This is a genomic window from Thiothrix subterranea, assembly GCF_016772315.1.
GTDB lineage: Bacteria > Pseudomonadota > Gammaproteobacteria > Thiotrichales > Thiotrichaceae > Thiothrix > Thiothrix subterranea.
In genome coordinates this window covers 3,755,533-3,778,500 of record NZ_CP053482.1, presented here as the reverse complement: position 1 = coordinate 3,778,500, position 22,968 = coordinate 3,755,533, and the positions used below count along the sequence as shown (strand labels likewise).

The 22,968-nt window shown below is 48.7% G+C and carries 23 protein-coding genes; 6 read left to right on the top strand and 17 right to left on the bottom strand.

Annotation, left to right across the window (positions count from 1 at the left end):
- The first annotated feature begins 61 nt into the window (after window positions 1–61).
- Window positions 62–3,487, top strand: a complete 3,426-nt coding sequence (locus HMY34_RS18625; protein WP_202716910.1) for a DEAD/DEAH box helicase — start codon at window positions 62–64, stop codon at window positions 3,485–3,487.
- Here the strand turns inward: HMY34_RS18625 and HMY34_RS18620 are convergent.
- From HMY34_RS18620 to HMY34_RS18540, 17 genes are all read right to left on the bottom strand, one after another.
- Window positions 3,467–4,279 (bottom strand): SGNH hydrolase domain-containing protein, encoded by an 813-nt coding sequence (locus HMY34_RS18620; RefSeq protein WP_202716909.1) that lies wholly within the window; start codon window positions 4,277–4,279, stop codon window positions 3,467–3,469. The two genes, HMY34_RS18625 and HMY34_RS18620, sit on opposite strands and share 21 nt — an antisense overlap.
- Before the next feature lie 7 nt (window positions 4,280–4,286).
- On the bottom strand, window positions 4,287–5,414 hold the full coding sequence (locus tag HMY34_RS18615) for an acyltransferase family protein (RefSeq protein ID WP_202716908.1): 1,128 nt from the start codon (window positions 5,412–5,414) through the stop codon (window positions 4,287–4,289).
- Between the two features lie 8 nt (window positions 5,415–5,422).
- Complete coding sequence (locus HMY34_RS18610; protein WP_202716907.1) at window positions 5,423–6,349, bottom strand: nucleoside/nucleotide kinase family protein; 927 nt, start codon at window positions 6,347–6,349, stop codon at window positions 5,423–5,425.
- 208 nt (window positions 6,350–6,557) lie between these two features.
- The gene (locus HMY34_RS18605) at window positions 6,558–7,379 is read right to left on the bottom strand and encodes a hypothetical protein (RefSeq protein ID WP_202716906.1); all 822 of its coding nucleotides are present in this window, start codon (window positions 7,377–7,379) and stop codon (window positions 6,558–6,560) included.
- 193 nt (window positions 7,380–7,572) lie between these two features.
- On the bottom strand, window positions 7,573–8,586 hold the full coding sequence (locus tag HMY34_RS18600) for a hypothetical protein (protein ID WP_202716905.1): 1,014 nt from the start codon (window positions 8,584–8,586) through the stop codon (window positions 7,573–7,575).
- A 128-nt stretch (window positions 8,587–8,714) separates the two neighbouring features.
- Window positions 8,715–9,137, bottom strand: coding sequence for a GNAT family N-acetyltransferase (locus HMY34_RS18595; RefSeq protein WP_202716904.1), 423 nt, complete (start codon window positions 9,135–9,137; stop codon window positions 8,715–8,717).
- A gap of 95 nt (window positions 9,138–9,232) precedes the next feature.
- Complete coding sequence (locus HMY34_RS18590) at window positions 9,233–9,436, bottom strand: hypothetical protein (protein ID WP_202716903.1); 204 nt, start codon at window positions 9,434–9,436, stop codon at window positions 9,233–9,235.
- A complete protein-coding gene (locus HMY34_RS18585; RefSeq protein WP_202716902.1) occupies window positions 9,433–9,867 on the bottom strand; it encodes a PIN domain-containing protein in 435 nt (144 codons plus the stop codon). The genes HMY34_RS18590 and HMY34_RS18585 overlap by 4 nt, the downstream gene beginning before the upstream one ends.
- A 171-nt stretch (window positions 9,868–10,038) precedes the next feature.
- Complete coding sequence (locus HMY34_RS18580) at window positions 10,039–10,515, bottom strand: hypothetical protein (protein WP_202716901.1); 477 nt, start codon at window positions 10,513–10,515, stop codon at window positions 10,039–10,041.
- A gap of 103 nt (window positions 10,516–10,618) precedes the next feature.
- Window positions 10,619–11,482, bottom strand: a complete 864-nt coding sequence (locus HMY34_RS18575; protein WP_202716900.1) for a HEPN domain-containing protein — start codon at window positions 11,480–11,482, stop codon at window positions 10,619–10,621.
- A gap of 217 nt (window positions 11,483–11,699) precedes the next feature.
- On the bottom strand, window positions 11,700–13,223 hold the full coding sequence (locus HMY34_RS18570; protein WP_202716751.1) for a transposase: 1,524 nt from the start codon (window positions 13,221–13,223) through the stop codon (window positions 11,700–11,702).
- A 116-nt stretch (window positions 13,224–13,339) separates the two neighbouring features.
- Window positions 13,340–13,936, bottom strand: coding sequence for a hypothetical protein (locus HMY34_RS18565; protein WP_202716899.1), 597 nt, complete (start codon window positions 13,934–13,936; stop codon window positions 13,340–13,342).
- Window positions 13,937–14,282: 346 nt separating this feature from the next.
- Window positions 14,283–14,984 (bottom strand): c-type cytochrome, encoded by a 702-nt coding sequence (locus HMY34_RS18560; protein ID WP_202716898.1) that lies wholly within the window; start codon window positions 14,982–14,984, stop codon window positions 14,283–14,285.
- The gene (locus HMY34_RS18555) at window positions 14,981–16,333 is read right to left on the bottom strand and encodes an NAD(P)/FAD-dependent oxidoreductase (RefSeq protein WP_202716897.1); all 1,353 of its coding nucleotides are present in this window, start codon (window positions 16,331–16,333) and stop codon (window positions 14,981–14,983) included. Before HMY34_RS18555 ends, HMY34_RS18560 begins: the two co-directional genes overlap by 4 nt.
- Window positions 16,330–16,818, bottom strand: coding sequence for a c-type cytochrome (locus HMY34_RS18550; RefSeq protein ID WP_202716896.1), 489 nt, complete (start codon window positions 16,816–16,818; stop codon window positions 16,330–16,332). The genes HMY34_RS18555 and HMY34_RS18550 overlap by 4 nt, the downstream gene beginning before the upstream one ends.
- A gap of 10 nt (window positions 16,819–16,828) precedes the next feature.
- Window positions 16,829–18,052 (bottom strand): hypothetical protein, encoded by a 1,224-nt coding sequence (locus HMY34_RS18545; protein WP_202716895.1) that lies wholly within the window; start codon window positions 18,050–18,052, stop codon window positions 16,829–16,831.
- A gap of 3 nt (window positions 18,053–18,055) precedes the next feature.
- Window positions 18,056–19,399 (bottom strand): c-type cytochrome, encoded by a 1,344-nt coding sequence (locus HMY34_RS18540; protein ID WP_202716894.1) that lies wholly within the window; start codon window positions 19,397–19,399, stop codon window positions 18,056–18,058.
- A gap of 288 nt (window positions 19,400–19,687) precedes the next feature.
- On the opposite strand from HMY34_RS18540, the gene petA reads away from it, so the two are divergent.
- The 5 genes from petA to HMY34_RS18515 are packed head-to-tail and all read left to right on the top strand — an operon-like array spanning window position 19,688 to window position 22,967.
- Window positions 19,688–20,284 (top strand): ubiquinol-cytochrome c reductase iron-sulfur subunit, encoded by a 597-nt coding sequence (petA, locus tag HMY34_RS18535; protein ID WP_202716893.1) that lies wholly within the window; start codon window positions 19,688–19,690, stop codon window positions 20,282–20,284.
- Window positions 20,285–20,298: 14 nt separating this feature from the next.
- A complete protein-coding gene (locus HMY34_RS18530; protein WP_202716892.1) occupies window positions 20,299–20,691 on the top strand; it encodes a NifB/NifX family molybdenum-iron cluster-binding protein in 393 nt (130 codons plus the stop codon).
- 16 nt (window positions 20,692–20,707) lie between these two features.
- On the top strand, window positions 20,708–21,607 hold the full coding sequence (locus tag HMY34_RS18525; protein ID WP_202716891.1) for a hypothetical protein: 900 nt from the start codon (window positions 20,708–20,710) through the stop codon (window positions 21,605–21,607).
- A complete protein-coding gene (locus tag HMY34_RS18520; RefSeq protein ID WP_202716890.1) occupies window positions 21,604–22,473 on the top strand; it encodes an alpha/beta hydrolase in 870 nt (289 codons plus the stop codon). The genes HMY34_RS18525 and HMY34_RS18520 overlap by 4 nt, the downstream gene beginning before the upstream one ends.
- Window positions 22,474–22,502: 29 nt before the next feature.
- Window positions 22,503–22,967, top strand: coding sequence for a peroxiredoxin (locus tag HMY34_RS18515; RefSeq protein WP_202716889.1), 465 nt, complete (start codon window positions 22,503–22,505; stop codon window positions 22,965–22,967).
- The last annotated feature ends 1 nt before the right edge of the window (window position 22,968 follow it).

Here is a 22,968-nt window from a genome sequence, read left to right as displayed (position 1 = left end):
CAGCCCTTCACTGCACAATGTTACCCGACTAAAAATTCAGTCTGGTAGATACACAAACGCAATGCATTTGAAAACTAAACATCTCGACTTACTGGCCGATAACAACCTCCCCCCATCCGTCCTATTCAACGTATTCGACACCGTGACGCTGGAGCGGGGTATCGACTATTACGACACGGGCAAAGTCACCAATTTTCGTGCAGAAAAAAGCGGCAATGGCAATGTATCCATCACCGCGAAAGTACAAGGCAGCAGTAAAGAACCCTACGTCACCGTCATCAATTACAACGAACAATCACCGCGTTGGATCACCGGCGTTTGCACCTGCCCCGTCACCATGGCCTGCAAACACGCCGTCGCCGCCCTGTTTGAATACCTCGAACACGCCCGCAAACAAAAAGCCAGAGAACCGCAACGCAAGCCCGTGCCAGCGTTTACCGCCGCCACCATGCCCACCACCGCCAGAGCAGCCGTCACACGTTCGCCGGTCGATGTATGGTTGCAGAGTTTAAGAACCGCCAGCGACACCCACGACAGCCCACTGTTTAGCCCAGAAAATGACGTACCCGGTGCCGACTTACTGTATTTTTTAGATGCCGATAGCCACCAGCAACTTACCTTGAGCTTGTACAAAGCCAATACCCTCAAAAAAGGTGGCTACGGCAAACCCTCACACGTACAACTCGAAGCCCTGCTAACCCCGTACCGCGCCCGCAATTTCGCGTATGAACCCCACGACTTAATGATCGCGCAATTACTTGCCATGCCCGGAATGCGCTTTTTGCATCACTGGAACAAGGGCAATTTAAGCGGCAAACACGGCGAACAGGCCCTGCTGGAAGTGCTAAAAACCGGACGCGCTTTTTGGGCAACCGTCGACACTTGGCAACGCGAAGCCCAACCCTTAAAGCATGGCGCACCGCTCGGCTTACAATTCATCTGGCAAGCCAACGATAAGCAAGAATTCACCGTTGAATTACAAACCGACCGCCCCATTACCGAACATTTTTGGCTCAACAACAAATTCTGGTATATCGACACCGCCACCCGCACCTGCGGCTTGCTGGAGCACCCCGACCTTAGCCCCACGCAAGTCGAAAAATTCCTGAATGCGCCCCCGATTCCCGCCGCGCAAGCCGAAACCGTCAGCGAACGTTTGCTGGAAGCCCTGCCGGATGTGGATATTCCCGCGCCCTCACCGAAAATCCGCCAACACATTGACGATTTACACGCCGAACCCACCCCGGATTTGTACTTGCGCTGCACCCGCCTACCGGACACGGGTCACGATACCCACATTGCCAGTTTGCGCTTTAACTACGCAGGGCATGTGTTGCAACCCGCGCAACACAAACCCAGCAGCTTGCACAAAGTCGGTGCCAACCGTTACCGCATTCACCGCAACCTTACGACGGAACAGGACGCGCTCGACACGCTTGCCGATTACGGTTTTGAAAGCGTCAATACCCGCTTTAGCGACCTGCACCGCCTCGAATTGCTGATGCACCCCGATACCCCGTCGCTGACGGCGTTACGTTGGAATGATTTCCTCGATCATGGCGTGACCGCACTGCGCGATTCCGGCTGGAATGTCACGTTGGACGACAATTTCGACCTGCATTTTGACATCGTTGGGGATCTCGATGCCGCGTGGGAAGAAAGCGCGAATGGCAACGACTGGTTTGAAATCAGCCTCGGTTTTGAAGTCGACGGACAACGCATCAATCTGTTGCCGATTCTGGTGGAAATGCTGGGGCAAATGGAAAGCCCGCAAGCCTTGCGCGATTTGCTGGAACGCCAACCGTACATTTTCGTGCCGCTTTCCGGCAATCGCTGGGCAAAACTCGAATCGCATCGCCTCGCCGGAATCCTCGAAACACTGGTGGAACTCTACGACCACCAACCCCTGAATGCCGATGGCAATTTGGAACTCAGCAAATACCAAGGCACGAATCTAGGCGCACTGCTCAATGCCCCCGGCATGAAATGGAAAGGCGCAGAAGAATTGCTGGCGCTCACCCAAAAGTTACGGGATTTCCAAGGGATTCAAGCTGTTAACTTACCCGAAGGGCTGAATGCCGACTTGCGCCATTACCAACACGAAGGCTTGAGCTGGCTGCAATTCTTACGCGAATACCAATTCAATGGCATCCTCGCCGATGACATGGGCTTGGGCAAAACCTTGCAAGCCCTCGCCCATTTGCTCATCGAAAAGCAAGCGGGGCGCTTAACCCAACCCGCCCTAGTCATCGCCCCCACCAGCTTAATGGGCAATTGGCGACGCGAAGCCGCCCGTTTCACCCCCGATTTGCGGGTGCGAGTGATTCACGGCAACGACCGCCACCAGCATTTCGACAAACTGGGTGAATACGATTTGCTGCTCACCACTTACCCTTTGATTGTGCGTGACGAAGAACAGTATTTGCGCCACACCTTCCACTACCTGATTTTGGACGAAGCGCAAGCGATTAAAAACGCCGCTTCACGCACCACCCAAGTCATTTACACCCTCAAAGCCAAGCATCGCCTATGCCTGACAGGTACACCGCTGGAAAATCATCTGGGTGAATTATGGTCAATGTACCATTTCCTGATGCCCGGTTTTTTAGGTGCGCACGACAAATTTACGCGCCTGTTCCGCAATCCCATTGAAAAGCAAGGCGATGCAGGCAGGCAGCAGCAATTACGCCAGCGCGTCCTGCCCTTTATGTTGCGCCGCACCAAGGAACTGGTCGCCAGTGAATTACCGCCGAAAAGCGAAATCATCCGCAGCGTGGCGCTCGAAGGCAAACAACGCGACCTTTACGAAACTGTGCGCTTGGCGATGGACACCAAATTACAGGAAGAAATCAGCCGCAACGGTTTCGCTCGCAGCCACATTATGATTCTGGATGCCTTGCTAAAACTGCGCCAAGTGTGTTGCGACCCGCGTCTGGTTAAGCTCGACAAAGCCAAAAATGTTGAGCAATCCGCCAAGCTCGAATTGTTGATGACCTTGTTACCTGAAATGTTAGAAGAAGGTCGTAAAGTACTGTTATTCTCACAATTCACCTCGATGCTGGCACTCATCGAAGCCGAATTGGTCGCCGCCAATATCGTTTACGCCAAACTCACCGGGCAAACCAAAAATCGCGAAGAAGTCATTGCGCACTTCCAAGAAGGTGATGCGACAGTGTTCCTGATTAGCCTAAAAGCTGGGGGGACTGGGCTAAACTTAACCGCTGCGGATACCGTGATTCACTACGACCCTTGGTGGAATCCGGCAGTGGAACAACAAGCCACCGACCGCGCTTACCGCATTGGGCAAGACAAACCCGTCTTCGTCTACAAGCTGATTACCGAAGACACGGTAGAAGAAAAGATTCTCAAATTGCAGGAAAAAAAGCAGATGCTCGCCAATGGCTTGTATTCAGAAACCGGCGCACAAGAAGGCGTGCGCTTCAGTTCCGAAGATTTGTTGGATTTATTAAAGCCCTTGGAGCAATGATTCGGTAAACAATAACTTGCCGACGTATTTCGCCCCGGCGGGGGTTAAATGCCCGCCGTCATACGACAACAATTCCCCCGCATCGGTGAACAGGCGGCAACTGTCGCCCTCACCGCAAATCAGGCGCTGCTGATCAATAAACACCGCCGCGCCCAAGGTATCGCGTAACCATTGGTTACTTGCCAACGGTTTCGGATCAACTTTGTTACGCAAAGCCAGCCGTTCATCAGCAGACAGCTTCATGTAATTCCTAATGGAAATTTTGCCGAAATCCTTTGCCCCAATGACGATCAATTGCTGATCCGCCCGCAGCTTCATCTGTTGAATCGTCTCCGGTAACAATGTTGCTGCCCACTCTTGCCAACGCGCCACCATAATGACCACATCCGCCTCGGCAATCTGCGCGGCGGCTTGCGTCACATTATCCGATTCCGCACACAGTGCCGTGTCTTTCGACTGAACAAATTCAGCACCTTTATCGCCCCATACCATTTGGCAACGGGTCGGAATGTAGCGGGTACTCAGTTGATAAGCGCTCAAATAACCATTTTCCAGCACACCGTTAAAAAAATCCTGCGCGTGACTATCGCCAATGATTAGCACTTTTTTACGTGCATCCGCCGCATCAAACGGTTTTTTCTGCACCGCGAGAAAGCGCTGGCGGGTGTATTCACCACTGGCTTCGGTATCCGCCGCCTTGAGTAAAGCCTCAGACGACGCATCCGCCCACACCGGCGTCATGCCACCGATACACAACAAACCTAGCAATAACGGCACGTAAATTTTCATCATAGGTTCTTCAATCCGCAAAACGCCCCGCAAAGCCATCGGTCAACACCAACACTGCCCCCACTGCAATGAACAGCACACTACCAACCAATGCCCACGCGAATACTTGGGTTCGGGTAAAACGCTGCCGATTGCGAAACGGTTTTTCCACAAAACGCCAGCTAAACCACGCCAGCCCCAAACTCAACGCTATCAGCGCTGCCATGACACTTTGGCTCGGTTCTTCCAACGCTTGCAGCCGCGCAAACACGAATACCGGCTGATGCCACAAATACGCACTGTACGAAATCAGCCCCACCCGCACCAACGGCGGGAATGCCAGCAATTGACCAACCCATGTCGCGGGCGTTGCAAACACAATCAACAATACCGCGCCAAGCGTCGGCACTAGCGCATACAGGCTTGGAAACGGCATCCCCTCATTAAAAAACAATACCGCGTAAGCCAATAAAGCGATACCCAATAGACTGCCAATTTGCGCCAAGATTCCTTGTGGAAACGGGTGTTTTTGCCAATAAAATGCCGCCAATGCCCCCACCAATAATTCCCATGCACGGCTGGGAATCAAATAGAAATTGGCTTCGACCGAGTTCCGCCACAACCATTCCGACCAGCCCAAACTCAGTAGCGCAATCACCGCCAACAAGCCCAGCAACCAGCGCTTACCCAAGCCCCACGCCAGCAACATCAACAGCGGGAACACCAGATAATACTGCTCCTCAACCGCCAAGCTCCAGGTATGCAATAACGGAATCTGCTCTGCCGTCGCCGCAAAATAGTCGGTTTGCAACCAAAACAAAATATTCGATGCAAACACCGCCACCGCGATCAAGCTTTCCCCAAACGCGACCAATTCATGCGGCAATAGCCACCACCACGCCAAAGGCAAACACGCCAGCAATACAAAGAATAACGCGGGCAAAATCCGCCGCGCCCGCCGTTCGTAAAAGCCCGCGAGACTGAACGTGCCTGTCTCCAGTTCAGCCAGAATAATTGACGTAATCAAATAGCCACTGATGACAAAAAAGACATCCACGCCCACGAATCCACCACCAAAGGTGCTGAATCCGGCATGAAACAACATCACGGGCAGCACTGCTAGAGCGCGTAACCCGTCAATTTCCTTGCGATAAATCACGGCTGCCGTTATTCCACTAAACCTAACACGCCCGCACCACGATCTTCCGGCACGTCGGTAATGCCACGCAATTGGCGGCTGTCATCAATCAGGTTATGAATAATCGGCATCAACACCAGCTCAATCGCCATCAACATCTTGCTACTTGGTACTACCAGCGTATTGCGGCGTGACATAAACGCCCCCGGAATATCGTGCAGCAACGGGATAAAATCAGGCAAGAATTTCGGCGCAAACCGCATCACCAAATAACACTCATCCGGGCTTGGCACGGCTTCTGCCCCAAACGGGTCGGACGTATCCACCAAAGGAATAAGCTGGAAATTAATGTGGGTGCGCATGAATTGCGGAGTAATGTGATGCACATAATCGTGCAAACGGTTCAGCAATGCGGTTTTCGCATCTTCCAACGCCACGCCTTTTTCTTTGATTTCGTGCTGGATTTTTGCCATCCACTCCAAATTGGCGTTCGGTGAAATTCCAATCGACAAATCGGGGTATTGCGCAATATCAATATCATCGACCAGCGCCGCCCCATGCAAGCCACGGTACAACAATAAATCACTGTCGGGATCCATCGGCTCCCAAGGCGTAAACGTGCCAACGGTTTGCCCGTACTTGGCGGCTTGCCCCGTTGTGTGTAAATAGTGACGGTACAAGCCTCTGCCGACAGCGGCATACTCGAAAAATAAGCTTTCCAGCTTATCCAGATGATTACCTTCGGGGCCAAAATGCCCTAGAACGCGCCCCTCTTCCTGCGCTTTACGCACTTCATCGCGCATCGCTGTGCGATCATAACGCCGGAAAGCGCTGCCGTCGATATACACGGCCTTGACCCGTTCACGGTAAAAAATCCGCTCTAATGCCTGAATAACAGACACAGAACCGGACTCCATCGCGCCGGTAATCGCCACAATCGGGTGTTTTGCTGACATGAAACCTCCTTCCTAACACTTGGTGGCGTAGAGCATAACACCACCCCATTCTGTTGGGATAGCTACCCAAGCAGTAGGGCAATCCGCCTAAAGCCTTGTCCGTTCGCATTTCTGTCTTATGCGATCAATCACCAGCATCATTTAATATTTAAATTACCAAGAAAATCAGCTTTATGCTTTTTATCAATAAAGCTCAATATTGAAACAACTACATAATAACATATGCAATAATATTAATCGCATTAGAAATTCCGTAATAATCTTTAATATCATTCACAAGATTATTTTCGTTTTCATGCTTTGTATATCCAAAAAACATTAACAGAAATGCAGCAGTTGCTAAAATAAAAATAGATTCAAAAAAATTATAAACAACTTCTTTAATATCAAAAGAAACATTCGTATAAAGAATATCACTCAATTGATTAATAATTCCATATATCACTAATAGAATTGCAGTATTCATGAAAATGATAAAAAAACTTCTTAATATTTTTCCAAAAAAACTACTTTCTGTTATTTTTCCAATACGGAACTGATTAACAGAAATTTCTTTATTTATTATTTCATCATTAAAACACAAACATGGTGGGTCAAAAAATATCGTATTTTTATCTTTTTGATGATGACTTTTGAAATCTGATAAATATAAAAAATCTATGCGTATAAAGTCATGTTCTTGTAATTCAGCAACATGAATGCTCACTTCCTTATCTTTTAGTAAAATATTATTTTTTATATAAGAAGGATTACTTGAAATTATGGATTTGAAGCTAACACTGTTCTCTGTCGTAATTTTTATTGTTTTCAAACTTTCATAGTTTAAAATATTTTTCTTTTTGCTGTTTTTTATAAAAATCGAATAAACATAGAGATTTTTATCATTTGAGTATATTTTTATATCTTCGTTATTTATCAAAAAAGCAGGAAATGCGGTATATTTTATGGATATTCTATCATCTGGTCTATAAGCTATAAAAACCAGTAATAAACATAAATAAAGACTTACGGCAATAGAAGTTATAATCATAAAAATTAAGACTTAAACTAAATGGATTGGCTTATCCTGCTCTAACTATAATTTAAAGATAAATACCTTTTTATGGTTTTTTAGGATTTGTATGCTTATTTATCAAATAAGTTAATCTATTAATCCGCCAAAAAATTTCGCATGGATGCTTATATAATTTGACAGATAAGAATAAATTTTTATGTATTATCACTCATTTCTCTGCCTCAACATATATTTTGTTAACGTCAAGCAAATCAGATAATTTGTAGTAGGCTCTAAAAGAATTATTAGCTTTTGGTCTGGGCTTATGCGAAAGATTAATTTGATTTGATGAAGATAAAATAAAAAATTGCTTTTCATCATCGCTATATTTTTCCTCTCCCCAAATATTGTCACAATAGTTCTTTATTCTCTCTTTTGTTGTGTCAGAATATGAGGGATCATCTAAGAATGATTCAAAGTCCTGATTAGGATTCAAGATAATAATTTCTTCAACCCCAAATAGTTTTTCCATTATACCACCATCCTTCTGTCGGAAAGCAAAATATAGTGGTTTTTTTATTGATTTATAATTTTTTCCAGAATTAGGGCATTCGTATATATGTGGATAACCATATTGATATATAGATGTTTCACCAGCAGGTACTGAGTAAACTTCTTTCTCGTAGAAATTCATAGAGCCATTTATCCTTGTCAAAAAGGTTAAAAAATCTTTAGCTAGACCAGCAGACTTGTATAAAATATTTATTATATCACTCCAAAATATTGAGACTATTTTTTCTGATTTAAATATAAAATTGTTTTTTGATAAAATACAGCCATACAATACCTCAAAACCATGTAACTCTTTAAACTCTTCATTCTCTAAGTATTTAGTGATTTGATTAACGACATTTTTAGGCGAGATGTTTAGTTTAATGTTCTTGGCTTCTATTATTAATGCTTTTATTGGTTTGTTATTTTTATAAAATTGAATTGATATGTCGATTCTTTTGTCATTTTTTGAGGTCAATTCAGTATGTATTATAATTTTTGAAAAATCAGTTTCTTTATATTTCCCCATCACAGAAACAATTGGCTTTAGGCTTAAAAATTGTCTTAGTATATTCTCATCTTGAGATAAAAGATAACCAAGGGCTATTGTTTGTTTTACTTCTTTGTCACCATCTATCAAGTCAAAAATAGAAGAATTAACGTATTTATAATTTCTGAAAACTTTTTCCATTGATGTATAACCGTTCGGTAAAAATATAACGCTCGCAACAGCGGAATATTTGGAGTGGATTGTTTTGCGGTAGCGTAGCGTAGACCGCAAAATAAGGAACGGAAAATATTTCCGGCTAGTTGCGATTGTTAGGTAAGTTCATAACTAAGCCGATAAACCATTTTACCCTCTTCCGACACAACAAAACCAATACGCCGATAAAGATGCATTGCGACGCTATTGGACTTAAAGACGGACAGTTTTATAGCCATTAAACCCAACGATGACGCAATGCCAATAATATACTGCATTACAGCACTACCCACACCCTTATTTTGGTGCTCTGGTGACAATTGCAGATCGCAGACATAAATATAATCTTCTTCTTTGAAGAATGCGAAAAAGCCAATAAAGGAGCCATTATTCAAAATATGGAAATGCTCCACTGAATCTAAAAGCTCCCTACGTTTGCCCCTATCCCAAACGAGGCCATATTCTCTGTAATAGCCAAGCATCAATTGCTCAGTTAAATCTAGCGATTTCTCAACGTCATCGGAGGGTGTATAGTCCATGGAATACCTAACGTTAATATGACGGGTGCGGGGGAGAATAGACGAAGACGCGGGCTGTCACCGCGTCCGTCGTCGATGTATTCGTTAGATGATTTTTAATTAGTTTTATTGGCTCTTAATTGCATTGCTTTTTTGCTAATACTCTCGATGCTATCATCATCGTCTATATTTTGTCGCCATTTAGTATAATCAAAGGGTTCTCTTTGAATGAGAGCTATAAATCTTTCCATCTCAATATCACCTAGATATTGAGCAAGAACTTGAACCCCTTTTACTCTTATCTCTGTATCAGTAATCATGCGAACACCTCCCGGATAAAATCAATTGGGTCTTTTATCTTAATGGTTTTAACAATGTTGGCTTTTTTAATTATGCCAATATCGGTGGTTAGAAAATAGTCTGAATTTGCTTTAATGGCACAAGCGATATGTAAAGAATCAAACTTTTTTAAGCCAAGTTGATTTATTGACTTTGCAAGATTAATTATGGTTTCATCTTCTTCTATGTCAGTGTGTGCATATAGTTTCCACTTTCCAATTTGTTCTTTTCTTTCTAAGAAGGGATTTTTATTGTTTTCATAATCCAATATATAAGACCAAACAAGTTCATATATACCTGAACGAATATTTTCTTGTATTCTTAATTTTGCCTCGGATTCTAGCAATACTTTAAGGTTTGATTGATCATCAAACGGTCGATTGAACATACAATTGTCAAGATACAGCTTCATTTTTAGCTTTTCTCTATACGAAAACCAAACTTAAGTGTATCACATCAAATAAGCAAGTGTTGTTATATGATTGATCAGTTTACTTTATTGAATTGGTGGTTTTTTGTGCTTCTTGGTCATTTAACAGTTTGTTAGGCGGCGGAGTTTCGCAAAGCCGAATTAGGTGCATGATCATCCTTGATCGAAGCTCACGTAGTTTAGGTGGGTGTTATTGCGCCATACAACGCACCACGAATTCACATCACTTTCGTTGGAGAAGAAGACTTCCCAGCGCTCATCAGCAATATCTTGGAATTCGAGCTTCTTATTGTTGATGAACCGGTGGCTGTGAATTTCAAGTGATTTTTCGATGTCTTCTGCATCTATCAACCAGCGAAATGCTTCTTCCCAATCGGGGTCGCTGGACACTTCACTAACTCTCTTGAGCCGAAGTGTGCGGGCTATCGAAGGCCAATCAGACGCGACATATAGACAACGAATGGCTAAACGATCATCTATCCCTGAGCCCCCGGCATAAAAATTCAGGGCGTAACCCAGATCGGTTGCTGAAGGCCGGAAACCCAAGATGTTTGCAATGACTCCGATGGCTTCTTCCTGTTCAGGGTCATTGTTGCTGTATCGATAGTCAATTCCGTCGTAAGGGCGCATATGTGATCTGCCTTGCCGCCTAACGTTTTGTCTTGGACGGGCGCGGCGGGAAATAGAAATTAAGAATCGCGGGCTATCACCGCGTCCGTCGTCGATGTAATCGTTAGACTATTTTTGGATACAGATATTTTCTAATTTTATTGACATCGTGAATATGATCTCTCAATGAGCCGATCAATAGTGCCATCAATAAAAAACAATCATCAACAATTTCTTGGGTTAAATCATCTTTATGTTTTCCATGCGCTATGTCATTTCTCATATCAACGGCCTTCTTTATTAATTTAGAACCTGAAAGAGTAGACCAGAATGTAGACTCATCTAAGTTTTCAATATTGAATTCTTTTTTGAAAAGGATACTGATTTTATCTCTAAGACTTAAATTTTCAATTTTTTCATGTAATTCTTTATATGTATTATTCTTTATTTCTTCCAATTTCTCTCTTACGAAACTTTCAAGTGCTGTGAAATATGTGAAAAAGCTCATTCTATAGTTATTTTCTAATTCAAGGAGATGCCCTTCTAGCATAAGTTCTTGATATAAACTCAATTGATTAGCATCGACTTTTGTTAAACCAATAACTTCAATATCTGCAATAGTTTTGTAGAGTTCTCCTCCAATGTCAAAGCCATCTCCTAGTAACTGCCCTTTAAACTCTATCTCCTTTAATCGTCTATCAACCCTCTTGATAAAATATTTAGAAGATATATCACCTATCTCTTCATTATCGTAATAGTCAATTTTTTTTAAGTCATGTAAATCCACATGAAAGATGTATTGATAGTCTAATGAGATATTGGCTATTTCATTTAGCGCATATTCTTTTTGGTTTAAACCTTCGTAACTTGTGAGATCATAGTCAGGCTGATTATCTAATAATATTTCATTGTGGTATATGCCTATTTTTGACAAATGAAATAAAGCGGGTAGCTTGTTTTCTGCAATCTTTTCTTTCAGATTTTGCATGAGTATGGTTATGTCCTTATGGAGGTCTAACGAGGGTGTAGAAAAACCCGAATCTGATCATCCCATCCAGACCGGTCAGTCATTTTTTTGAACACCCCAACCGGCTGGGCGTTTTTTTCACTGTTGCCAGTTTCCAACCTTCCCATAACGCCCTGAATGCCATCTGAGACGGGCAATACGGTGTGTTTTTGCGTGTTTGGCAGCATCATTTCCCCCTTCATGCGGCATACCCGTGATGTGCCAGCTTTTCGAGGTTGTGCATCAGGCAAAACAGTTTCCATTGCCCGTCCACTTTGGCTTTGCTGCGCAAGGTGAAGCGGTGCAGGCGTTTGTTGCCGCGCAAGTTCCCAAACACCGGTTCGACGGTGGCGAAGCGTTGGGTGATCATGCGCTTGCCGAGGTCGGAGTCGATTTTGGGTTTCATCAAATCGGTGTGGCTGGGGGTGTCATCGCGCTTGCCTTGCAGGAAAGTGACTTGCCGTGCGCGGGTTTTTGCCGGGTCTTTCAGGCATTGGGGACGCTGTGTACAGGGTTCACAGTCACGCAACGCCCCTTGGAAACGTACCGAAGCATAGCCATTCAGGGTACAATTTCTGCCGGTACGGTAAAGGCGTTTTCCCGCCGGGCAAAGACAATGGCTAAGGTCAGCGGCTAATTGGAAGTCGGCAGGTTTATAGGTTTTGGTTTTGCTGGGCTTGGGGCATTTGTTCGATAAGGGGTCAGGTTTTTGCTGATGCACCGTCTGATCGGCATAGCGTTCATCGCGTTTGCGGTAATCCTTGTCAGGGATGTAGGCATCAATTCCAGCATCCGCCAAGGCTTTGAGGTTGGCTTCACTGTGGTAGCCGTTGTCGGCGGTGATCACCGTTTCGGGAGTGCGCATTGAAGCGGTGGCATTGACCACGGGCATCAGCAGTTCTTGTTCCGACCCTGTGCCGTGGGCTTGGGCTTCGATAATGATTTGGTAGTGGCAATCCACGGCTGCTACGCCGGTATAACCTTGCACCACGCCTTTGCTGGTTGCCATTTTAGCGGATTCGTTGTCGGTGCGGTTGGACAGGCGGATGCCATCCTTAACCCCCTTGCGGTCTTCGGGGTTGTCCGCCAACCAATAGCGTAACTGTTTGGCTTCGTGTTGCAGGCGTTTCAGTTGTTTGGCTTCGCGCTGGGCTGCCGCCGCATCCGTTTTACTGGCATCGGCTTGTTGGTGTTTGTCGATGATCTTGGCGGCGGCTTTTTCCATGCGTTCGGCTTGGCGCAAGAAGTCAGCGCGAGTGCCAGACCTTTCTTTGCTGGCATTGGAGGGCAACTTCACCCCGTCAATGGCAAACATCTCCTTCCCGATCAAGCCTTGGCGGTCACAAATTAGCAGCACTTGGGTAAACAGTTTGGCGATCAACTCCCCGGCATTGGCGATGAAAGCCGCCAGCGTGGTGAAATGCGGCTGGCTGTCACCGGAAATCGCTATGAACAGCATATTCTCGCGGCACGCCGCTTCGATTTTGCGGCTACTGATAATGCCACGGCTGTAAGCTAACAGGATGATTTTGAGTAACACCGCTGGGTTAAATGCTGCCGCTCCCTGCACATCATTCTTATAACGCTGGTGGAAACCTTCAAGGTCGAGTTCGTGGTCAACCAAATGGCGCAGCGCATGTTCAAACGTGCCGGGGAGAATTTGGCGGTCAAAGTCCACTGCCAACAGTTTTACGCCTTGATGAATCGGTTTGTAGCGTGCCATGCCTGCTTACTCGTTCGGGTGCTTGTGATGCCTGATTATCCCACAAAATGGCGAAAAAGAGGGTTTTTCTACAGCCTCAACGTCCGAATTGACGGGCGCGGCGGGGAGTAATTAAATCAGAGTTGCGGGTTGTCACCGCGTCCGTCGTCGAATAACTCGTTAGAAATCATCACGTCATCCATTATTTCTGAATGACTGTCATTTAATTTTTTGTAAAGAGATAAATAAACCGTGCGTAGCTGCATTAGGGAAATCATGGAAATGATAAAAGCAGCAAATGCCAGCCACCATAGTTTATAAAATAAAAGGACAATAGCAAGAATGATAAAGTTGAGTAAACCTGTTCTTGTCAATCTGATAACGCTCCGGTCTTTCTCTATCCCTGACATCAAATCACTGTTTGAGTTAAAATATACTTTATTTTTTATTGTTCTGTAATTTTTATGTTTATCGCCAAATATCTTTTTTCTGAGAGGAATTATTATTGGTCTGTTGGTGGCAATATAGCTTAAATGTATCATCACCCAGCCCAATTGATACGAAAATGCCATGATTGAGAATAATATAATGTTTGACCAATCTTTGTATTTGACAATAAAAGCATCAATATCTGGATAATCAATACCATATGCTTTGATTATTATTAATCCGATCCAAATGAGCGTGACGAATCCGCCAACTAAGACTTCAACAATTAAAGATGTTGTATTCATATTCTTTTGCGTGGGTTGTATTGAGGGTTTGAATTTCTAACAGTTTATTAGGCGGCGTTCTGGAATATCAGGATAGGAAGCCTGCGCTCAATCAGTGAGCACACGCCGCGTATCCAGTTCGCAAGTCTTCCGCATAGCATAGTCTGGGACTGCGGAGGTGAGTTGCCATGAAACCACGCTACCGCCCTAGCGCGTACACACCAACAGTTGCAAAAACTTTACTCTGATCGTCATCTGAACGAGTGTAAATCATAACGCCGCCGCATGGAATCTGCATTTATAATCCCCAACAATCAACCGCAAAACCTCCCCCGATACGTGCCAGGAGGAGGAAGCACTAACGAAACTATCGCGTGTGGTAATACGCCGCCAACTGCCGAATTTCCTCATCCGTCAGCTTACCGGCAAACTGCGCCATCGACTTGTTCACATCATTATCGCGCTCGCCGTTTTTATACAGCATCATGGTACGGATAAACGCTTTTTCCGACTGCCCCGCCAATGCCGGAGCCGCCTCCTTGCCGCCCTGCCCCTTCACCCCGTGGCACGACGCACACGGTGTCAGCAAGCGCGTTGGATCGCCCTTGCGCACCAGCCGTTCCGCATCCGCGTGCGCTGGAGCTTTCACCGTGACTTCATGTGCAGGCAAACTCGCGTAATACGCCGCCACATCCGCCATATCCTGCTGACTCATTGGCTCGACTGCCACCGTCATCAACTTGCTGCGCTCATCTTCGCTACGCAAACCCGACTTATAATCCAGCAACATTTTGTAGGTGTAATCGTTTTTTTGCCCCGCAACGTTTGGCCAATTGCTGGTCGGAGCAACGCCATTTTCACCGTGGCACGACGCGCACATCAGTTGCGAATTCAGCGCTTTACCACGCGCAATGTCACCCGCTGGCATGTCCGCCAACGCTACGCGCAAGGTGGCGGGTTTCCATTTAACCGCATCCACCGCTTCATGCGCGGCCTCATTCGCCCACACCCAGCCGGATACCAACAGGGCAGCACCCACCCCAATCAAGGAAATTTGTGAAATTTTCATGCAAAACAGTCCTCCGTGAAGGATTTCAGCCAAGCCTGCTGATACACCGCGCCCATGCGAATTTGTGCCGGAGTCGCATCCAGCTTCAGGTAACGGCTGAATTTACCGACACGCTTGATCTTGTTTTCGGCTTCCACCAGCTCGAATACGTCAGCGACGAACAGCCCGTAATCCGAACCCGCCAGCGCGTAACAGGTGTTCTCCCAACTAGGTGTGGGAATTTCACGCCCTGCCAACGCTTCGACAATCGCACGCGCTACGGTTTTTGCCTGCGTATTCGCCGAAAAGCCGGATTTCGGCATCGCATCGGCATGACACGCATCGCCAATCACATGCACATGCGGGTGCAGGCTGGACTCGAAGGTCTTGCGCTGATTCGGACACCAACCTTTTTCGTCGGTCAGCCCCATCGCGGTGGCAATCTTGCCCGCCCGCATCGGCGGTACGATATTGATCACATCCGCCTTGATGTCGCCGCCGTCGGTTTTCAGCGTCATTTTTTCAACGTCCAGCAACACGGGTGTGCCGCCATCCGCTTTCGGAATCCAGCTCAGGATGCCGGGATTGCTGTGCTGCTTGATCTCCACACTTGCGGGCATATCCTTGCGGAATTTTTCCGGGATATTGAAGCCGTACAAACGATTCCAGCCCAGCATCATGGTCTGGTCGGTGACGAATTCGTCTTTCGGGTCAACGATAATGACTTTGGCGGTCGGGTTGTGTTTTTGGCACCATTCCGCCACCAGAGCCGGACGCTCGTAAGGCCCCGGCGGGCAACGGTACGGCGCGGGTGGAGCCACCATCAGGAACGTACCGCCTTGCGGCATGGCTTTGAGCTGTTCGCCCAGCAACGCGGTTTGCTTGCCCGGAATCCAGCCCGAAGTGACTTTAGTGTCGGCAATTTCAGCGGAATAGCCCGGAATTTTGTCGTACAGCAACTCAATCCCCGGCGATACCACCAGCTTGTCGTAACGCACGGCACGCCCACCTTTGAGCTTGACGTTGCGCTTGTCGGGGTCGAAACCAACCACTTCGTCGATAATGACATTCACGCCGTATTTGGATTTGAGCGCGTCATACGTCACGTTCAAATCGTCCATTTTGATATGTCCGGTCACGACTTCGGACGAACCGTAAGGGCGGATGTAGACCGGATTTTTTTCAATCACCGTCACTTTGAGGTTGGCATCCAGCAGCCGCAGGTATTTGGCAGCGGTTGCCCCGCCTACCCCGCCGCCGATAATGACCACATGCGGTTGCGCCACCGCAAACGCGCTACGGACAGGGAATGCGCCCGCCAGCGCGGTTGCGCCGAGCAGCCCCAAAAACTCACGTCGGCTCAGACTCATGGGGAAACCTCCATAAAATAACGTGCCATGTCGCGGATTTGCTGTTCGCTCAAGCCGTTGGCAACCGTGCCCATCAGGGTCGATTGGCGTGCTCCATCGCGGAAATCCAGCATGGTTTTAACGAATTCCTGCTCCGGCATTCCTGCCAGCGGCATGAACGCTTCGTTTTCCAGCGTGCCATTTGTGCCATGACATCCGGCGCAGGTATGGGCGAGGATTTCGCCCGCTTTCGCGGCATGAGCAGGTGCAACTGGCTTGCTGTCCGTGTTGCTGGTCGGTTGCAGATTCGCCATTTCTTCCTGAATCAATTCGCGGATCATCTCGCGTAATTCGTCTTTGGAAACGCTGTCGGCAGGTGCTTTCGCTTCTACCGTTTTGGCTTCTACGGCTTTGGCGACTTTTTCGACGGCTTTTTTCTCGTCTGCCTGTACCGTGCCAATGCAGGACACCAGCAACAGCGGCAATAGGATTGTGTTCAGTTTCATCATTGCCCCCTTAGCGCAGCCACACCCACAACCCCAGCACGAAGAAGTGGATAATCCACAACGTGATGAGGAGGATGGAAAGATTACCCAAGCGCGTCACCGCAGGCGAAGGCGTATACACCCCTTCCGTTTGCCCCGCTTGCCAGGCCACGGTGAGGAAATAGCTCAACACCAAGCCACCAATAATCACAAACGTGCCAAAGAACAGCAGCGTGCTGTACCAGTCCATATTCACCGGATAATCCAGCGCGTTGTAGCCAAAATCGCCAAACAGAATATTCCAGCGCAACACTTCCCGCGCAATCGCCACCACAATCCCCGTGATGGCTGCCAGCCCAAACAGACCGTAACCAAACAGCGGCGCATTCACGCGGCTACCAATGAGTTTCGGCATGACAGCGGTGAGGGAGATAAGCACCGCTGCCAGCCCAACCCAAGGGGAGAAACCAAAACCGGCCTGACTGTCTGGCAGTGTCGCCATCCAGCCAATGCCGAAGGCCAGTGCGACGATGCCACCAGCGAGACTCAAGACCGTTGCCAGCCCTTTCAACCATTGCAGATAACCGTTATCCACATCGGTGCGGTGGCTAATATAATGGCGGTAAGCAAACAACCAGCCGCTGATCGCTAACACGGACAAGCTGATGAAAAACCCAAAACGCCACCCGTTGTAAGCGTGCAATTTGCGCCCTGACGCATCAATTTCACCGTTGGGCGCATACCATTGCATCCACTGATCCGGCGACAACATTTGATAGGTGAGGACGTGCATAATGAAACCGACCACCAACATCAACGCCAGTGACAGGATCATCGAGCCGGGGCAAATGGTTTTCTGCGTTGCCAAATGGTGGTTTTTCGCGTAGAAAAAATACATCAGCAAATAAGCGACGGTGAGGATCAAAATAAATCCAATCACCCACCACGCCGACAGCACGTTCGAGGTGTACCAAAACGGGTCATAAATCACCTGCACAAACAGCAAGGGCGCAACCCCCAACACCACCGCGACCGACACGGCAATTTTCGCCACGCCCAACATCGCCTGCGCCAATTGGCGTTGATAAGCCGCTTTCGACAACGCACCCCAAATCACCAGACCGGACGCGCCCAACATCACCTGCACCGCGAGGATGTGCAACGCAAACGTCAACACCCCCAAAATCAGGAAGGTCACAGGGTGCGAAGGCACACCCGCCACATCGCGCAAGGCGTATAACATTTCAGCATTCATGGTTTATTTCTCCCCATCCAACGCGCCGATATACACCGCCAAGGCTTCGGCTTCGCTATCAGTCAGCGGAATTTTCGGCATGTACAAGGTATTGCCCGTCGCCAATGCGCCCAGCAAATAATCCTTGATGTCACCCACATCGGTATTGCCCCCGAAATACTTTGCCAGCGGACGCATCCCCGTATCGGTCAAGGAATGGCAGTTGGAACATGCCGTCATTGCCAGTGCATGACCCACCGCCCGCGCATTATCCGGCGTGACGGTGCGCAGGTTTTCCGGCAAAAATACATGGCTTTGCAGAAAACCTTTTTCCTCCAGCAACGGAATTTCCGATTTAATTCCCAGCCCCGGCACATCCCGTGCAATAACCTGGTTGGAATACACGTATTGCCCCGCCACAAAAGGCTTGCGGATGGATTCACGCGCCACTTCTTCAGGCCACAAACCAAACACCAGAATCGCCACCGTCATCACGCTCGCAATCGCTGGCACAATCAAACGCGGCATCACCAAGGTAAACAGGAAATACGCCAAAATACCACTCAACACCATCATCAACGCAGGCTGGAAATAATCCGGCAAACGGTTTTCCAACACGATATGCGCCTGTTCCGGCAGGGTATGCAGATACCACTGGAACAGCAGCGAACCCGCCAAGGTAGAGACAATCCCCAACACTGCCAAACGGCGCAGCATGGCTTTCTTAAACGCCAATTCCTTAATACCCGACGCGACAATCCCGCCAACCACCGCCGTCATGGTGAACATGAACGCAGTCCGCATCGCCAATTGCGCAAACGTATTCGCCCCGTAGAAACCGTTGAGATAACCGCCTTCGGTGAACCAGACTTCCTTGCCCGGCCACATCATGAACGACAAAATTCCGATAATAATCAGCATGGTGGTGTAAGAAGCCAGCCCGAAAATGACCGCAATGCGCATGTGCGTTTTCTGGTCAACCTTGCCGACCAAATACACCACCAGATACACCCCAACCACTTCGATGACGAAGAACACCCATTCGGTTGCCCACTTCCATACAAAGCTGTGGATCAGTGCCGAAATCCCACGCGGGCTGGCAACGGTGGTCGAAAACCAGATACCGGGGCCGGTGATCGAGCCAATCACATAAGAAAATACCAGCAGGAACATGCCGTACTTTTTGATGTAATCGAGCAATTCCGGCTTGTCTTGCCGGTACGCCACCACCGCAAGGTAGGCGAACACCATTGCCGCGCCCACCGAAGTGTGGGACGCCAAGACATGGATGGTCGAAATAATGGCGACCACCCAACCGCTGCCCAACATTGGCTCTAGCCAAGTGGGGTATAATCCGAGCATTTCCATGGAAATCTCCTTGTTATTTATCTAGCAACAACCCGTGGTCATTGCACCCTAAAGCAGGATGTGGAGATTCCTCCTTTTCCGAGTAATCAGCTTTGACATTTTTAAAAGATTGAAAAAATCAATGAAAAAACCGTGAAATTTCACGTTTGTTGACAAATATCAATAAAAAAATCGTGCACGACATGCAACTGGTTTGCAGTTTCGCAATGCAATCAGGCGCTTAACCCAGTAGTTTGCTCAGTCATCGCGGGTTTAATACCGGCATTTATTTTTAGGAGTCACTGTTGCATGACACACACAGACATTAATCAAGGCCGCCGTCGCCTGCTCGTTGCTGCTACCTCCGTCGTGGGCGCGGCGGGAGTGGCAGCGGTTGCCGTCCCGTTTCTTAATTCATGGTCGCCGAGTGCGCGGGCGCTGGCTGCGGGTGCGCCGGTTGAAGCCAACATCAGCAAAGTCGAGCCTGGGCAATTGATTCGGATCGTTTGGCGCGGCAAACCGGTGTGGGTGGTGAACCGCACCGAAGAAATGCTGGCGAATTTGCCCAGCAACGATGACAACTTGCGTGACCCAGCCTCCGCCGTGGTTGAACAACAACCGACCTATGCGCAAAACGCACACCGTTCGCGCAACCCAAAATATTTGGTATTGGTGGGGATTTGTACCCATCTGGGTTGCTCGCCAACTTACCGCCCGGAAGTCGCGCCGGAAGATTTGGGTGCGGATTGGAAAGGCGGCTGGTATTGCCCGTGCCACGGTTCACGCTTTGACTTGGCAGGGCGGGTGTACAAAAACGTACCGGCAGCCACCAATCTGGTCGTACCACCGTACTACTTCAAAGACGATGCCACCCTGTTGATCGGCGAAGACGGTAACGTGGCTTAAACGAGGATTCCCCCATGAAAGTTGGTTCTTTGAAAATTGGCGTCAGCAGCCAGAATTTCCGCACCATTACTGGACATGCCGGTAAAGGGCGGCGTTTTATGGTGTACGAAACTTATGACGGCAACGAAATACAGGAACTTGAGCGGCTGGACTTGCCCAAGGAAATGGCCTTGCACGAATGGAATGGTCAAGGTGAACACCCGCTGTTTGAACTAGACTATTTAATCACCAGCGGCTGCGGCGAAGGTTTCATGCGTAAAATGAGCAGCAGGGGTGTGATGGTGCGGGCAACGGCGGAAACTGATCCGGTGACGGCGGTAAAAGCCTTGTTGTCGAATACACTGCCACCGGCAGCGCCGCATGAACACGATCATGACCATCATCACGATCACGAGCATCACCACTAATTCAGGACTTGTTTACATGGATGTATTAACCCGCTCAGCAGCCCTCGCCTGCCTTGCATTAACCAGCATCGCCCCCGCCCACGCCTTGGAATTGCGCTACGGCAGCGGTGATTTCGACATGGGCGCAGCCGCCAAACCCTTTGTCAGCATGGATACCTCGCTGGAAGTGGATACGTGGACGCTGGCAGAACCGCACCGCAATATCAACGGTTCGCCGCTGTATTACCAGTTCCGCGCCGATTATTTCGACTCGGATACCGTGAACCAGATGACCGACCTTGCCAGCTTGCCGCTGACCAGCAGCCTGCCCGTGATCGGTAGCAGTGTCACCGATTTGATTGCGGACAATACCGCGATTCCCGTCCCAGCCGATTACCGCATCCACGGCGTCAACCTTGACGTGGGCGTGGGTTACGATGTGCTGAAAACGGCGCGGGGGCATGTCGGGGTGGGCGTGAATACGGGTGTCAGCACGCCATTCATGAAAGTGCGCAATGCCCTGCCTGCCGCCAATCTTGCCTTGGATATGCTGGATACCTTTGATACCGAAGTCACTACCTACAAAGCCGGTGTCGCAGTGCAAAGCAGCTATCAGGCAACCCCTTGGCTGGAAGTGGCGGGCAATGCCTCCCTCAACCACCAAACTGGCGAGATGGATAACGGCTGGGTCGACTCCGGCATCGACATGGACGGCACGTACCGCACGCTGGAAGTGGAAGCCAAGCTCAAACCCGCCAAACTGCTGAATCAGCCGCAACTGAAAAATGCCTTCGTCAGCATCGGGCATAGCCGCAGCGACTGGGATTACGACAGCGCCGCGATTAACACGCCCATCGGCAGCGCCAGTGTTCCGGGTATGTTTGATGCGAATTTTGCGCATGACAGTACGTGGATCGGGGCGGGCTACGACTTTTGACACTGGCATTGCTGATCATTGCGGGAATTATTGTCGCAGCAATTGCGCTATTCATGCTCGGCATCCACTGGGGCTTTCGTGCGCCACGTCAAATTGAAAACGGCACACCGCAAGATTTAGGTTTTGCCTTTGAACAAGTGTGGATTCCCAGCGTTGCCAACAAACGCTTATTCGGCTGGTTTTTACCCGCTGGCACTGCCACGCAAACCCTAGTCATCTTGCACGGCTGGGGCAGCAATGCCGAACTGATGTTGCCCATCGCCGCGCCCTTTCAGCGGGCTGGGTTGAATGTGCTGCTCTTCGATGCCCGCAATCACGGGCAAAGTGATACCCACAGCTTTTCCTCCCTGCCACGTTTTGCTGAAGATTTGGAGAGTGCGCTCGCTTGGTTGCACGCCAATCATCCGGCGGCTTGCGAGAAACTGGTGTTGCTGGGGCATTCTGTCGGTGCGGGTGCAGTGTTGCTGGCAGCGGCGCGGCGCACTGACATTGCTGCGGTGATCAGTGTTTCGGCATTTGCGCACCCTGAATGGGTGATGCGCCGTTACCTGCAAACGTTGCACTTACCACGCTTGCTGATTCGTGGGGTCAATCGTTACGTACAATGGGTCATCGGGCATCGCTTTGCGGCGATTGCGCCGCTGAATAGCGTATGCCAGATTGATTGCCCCATTCTGCTGGTGCACGGGGTAGACGATCAGGTTGTGCCACTCGCCGATGCACATGCCATCGTCAGCCATTGCCCACAAGCACGTTTAACCCTGCTGGAAATTCCCGACGCGGGTCACGCCTCCGTCGATAAAATCGAGGAACACGCGCCCGCATTGCTGGCTTTTTTACGGGAAGCGGGTTTCAGGCTATCTTAGCGGCTGTTTTATTTTTTGGAGACCCGCTGATGTTACAAGCCAAGCAACCTGCCCCCGCGTTCAGTTCCCCCAATCAGCATGGCACAACCGTGTCACTGGCTGATTTCGCAGGCAAACAACACGTCGTGCTGTACTTTTACCCCAAAGACGATACCCCCGGCTGCACCATTGAAGCGAACGAATTCACCGCTCTGGCAGCCGAATTTGCCGCGCATAATGCTGTGGTGATCGGTGTGAGCAAGGATGATTGCGGCAGCCATCAAGCCTTCATCGACAAATTCGGGCTAAAAGTGGAACTGTTGGCGGATACCTCCGGCGAAGTCTGCGCGGCTTATGGCGTGTGGCAGGAAAAGGAAAAGAACGGTGTGAAGAAAATGGGCATTGTGCGCTCCACCTTCGTCATCGACAAAGATGGAACGCTGGTAACAGCCCAGTATCAAGTCACCCCTAACGGTCACGCCCAAGCCATGCTGGATGTGGTCAAACAACGTTAAG

What these genes read in the sequence shown, in the direction of transcription:
- HMY34_RS18580 (WP_202716901.1), bottom strand. Translation starts at nt 10,515, where the DNA reads ATGCGCCCTTACGACGGAATTGACTATCGATACAGCAACAATGACCCT.
- HMY34_RS18560 (WP_202716898.1), bottom strand. Translation starts at nt 14,984, where the DNA reads ATGAAAATTTCACAAATTTCCTTGATTGGGGTGGGTGCTGCCCTGTTG.
- HMY34_RS18545 (WP_202716895.1), bottom strand. Translation starts at nt 18,052, where the DNA reads ATGAATGCTGAAATGTTATACGCCTTGCGCGATGTGGCGGGTGTGCCT.
- HMY34_RS18530 (WP_202716892.1), top strand. Translation starts at nt 20,299, where the DNA reads ATGAAAGTTGGTTCTTTGAAAATTGGCGTCAGCAGCCAGAATTTCCGC.
- HMY34_RS18525 (WP_202716891.1), top strand. Translation starts at nt 20,708, where the DNA reads ATGGATGTATTAACCCGCTCAGCAGCCCTCGCCTGCCTTGCATTAACC.
- HMY34_RS18555 (WP_202716897.1), bottom strand. Translation starts at nt 16,333, where the DNA reads ATGAGTCTGAGCCGACGTGAGTTTTTGGGGCTGCTCGGCGCAACCGCG.
- HMY34_RS18550 (WP_202716896.1), bottom strand. Translation starts at nt 16,818, where the DNA reads ATGAAACTGAACACAATCCTATTGCCGCTGTTGCTGGTGTCCTGCATT.
- HMY34_RS18620 (WP_202716909.1), bottom strand. Translation starts at nt 4,279, where the DNA reads ATGATGAAAATTTACGTGCCGTTATTGCTAGGTTTGTTGTGTATCGGT.
- HMY34_RS18570 (WP_202716751.1), bottom strand. Translation starts at nt 13,223, where the DNA reads ATGGCACGCTACAAACCGATTCATCAAGGCGTAAAACTGTTGGCAGTG.
- petA (WP_202716893.1), top strand. Translation starts at nt 19,688, where the DNA reads ATGACACACACAGACATTAATCAAGGCCGCCGTCGCCTGCTCGTTGCT.
- HMY34_RS18540 (WP_202716894.1), bottom strand. Translation starts at nt 19,399, where the DNA reads ATGGAAATGCTCGGATTATACCCCACTTGGCTAGAGCCAATGTTGGGC.
- HMY34_RS18600 (WP_202716905.1), bottom strand. Translation starts at nt 8,586, where the DNA reads ATGGAAAAAGTTTTCAGAAATTATAAATACGTTAATTCTTCTATTTTT.
- HMY34_RS18595 (WP_202716904.1), bottom strand. Translation starts at nt 9,137, where the DNA reads ATGGACTATACACCCTCCGATGACGTTGAGAAATCGCTAGATTTAACT.
- HMY34_RS18590 (WP_202716903.1), bottom strand. Translation starts at nt 9,436, where the DNA reads ATGATTACTGATACAGAGATAAGAGTAAAAGGGGTTCAAGTTCTTGCT.
- HMY34_RS18585 (WP_202716902.1), bottom strand. Translation starts at nt 9,867, where the DNA reads ATGAAGCTGTATCTTGACAATTGTATGTTCAATCGACCGTTTGATGAT.
- HMY34_RS18565 (WP_202716899.1), bottom strand. Translation starts at nt 13,936, where the DNA reads ATGAATACAACATCTTTAATTGTTGAAGTCTTAGTTGGCGGATTCGTC.
- HMY34_RS18610 (WP_202716907.1), bottom strand. Translation starts at nt 6,349, where the DNA reads ATGTCAGCAAAACACCCGATTGTGGCGATTACCGGCGCGATGGAGTCC.
- HMY34_RS18625 (WP_202716910.1), top strand. Translation starts at nt 62, where the DNA reads ATGCATTTGAAAACTAAACATCTCGACTTACTGGCCGATAACAACCTC.
- HMY34_RS18515 (WP_202716889.1), top strand. Translation starts at nt 22,503, where the DNA reads ATGTTACAAGCCAAGCAACCTGCCCCCGCGTTCAGTTCCCCCAATCAG.
- HMY34_RS18575 (WP_202716900.1), bottom strand. Translation starts at nt 11,482, where the DNA reads ATGCAAAATCTGAAAGAAAAGATTGCAGAAAACAAGCTACCCGCTTTA.
- HMY34_RS18605 (WP_202716906.1), bottom strand. Translation starts at nt 7,379, where the DNA reads ATGATTATAACTTCTATTGCCGTAAGTCTTTATTTATGTTTATTACTG.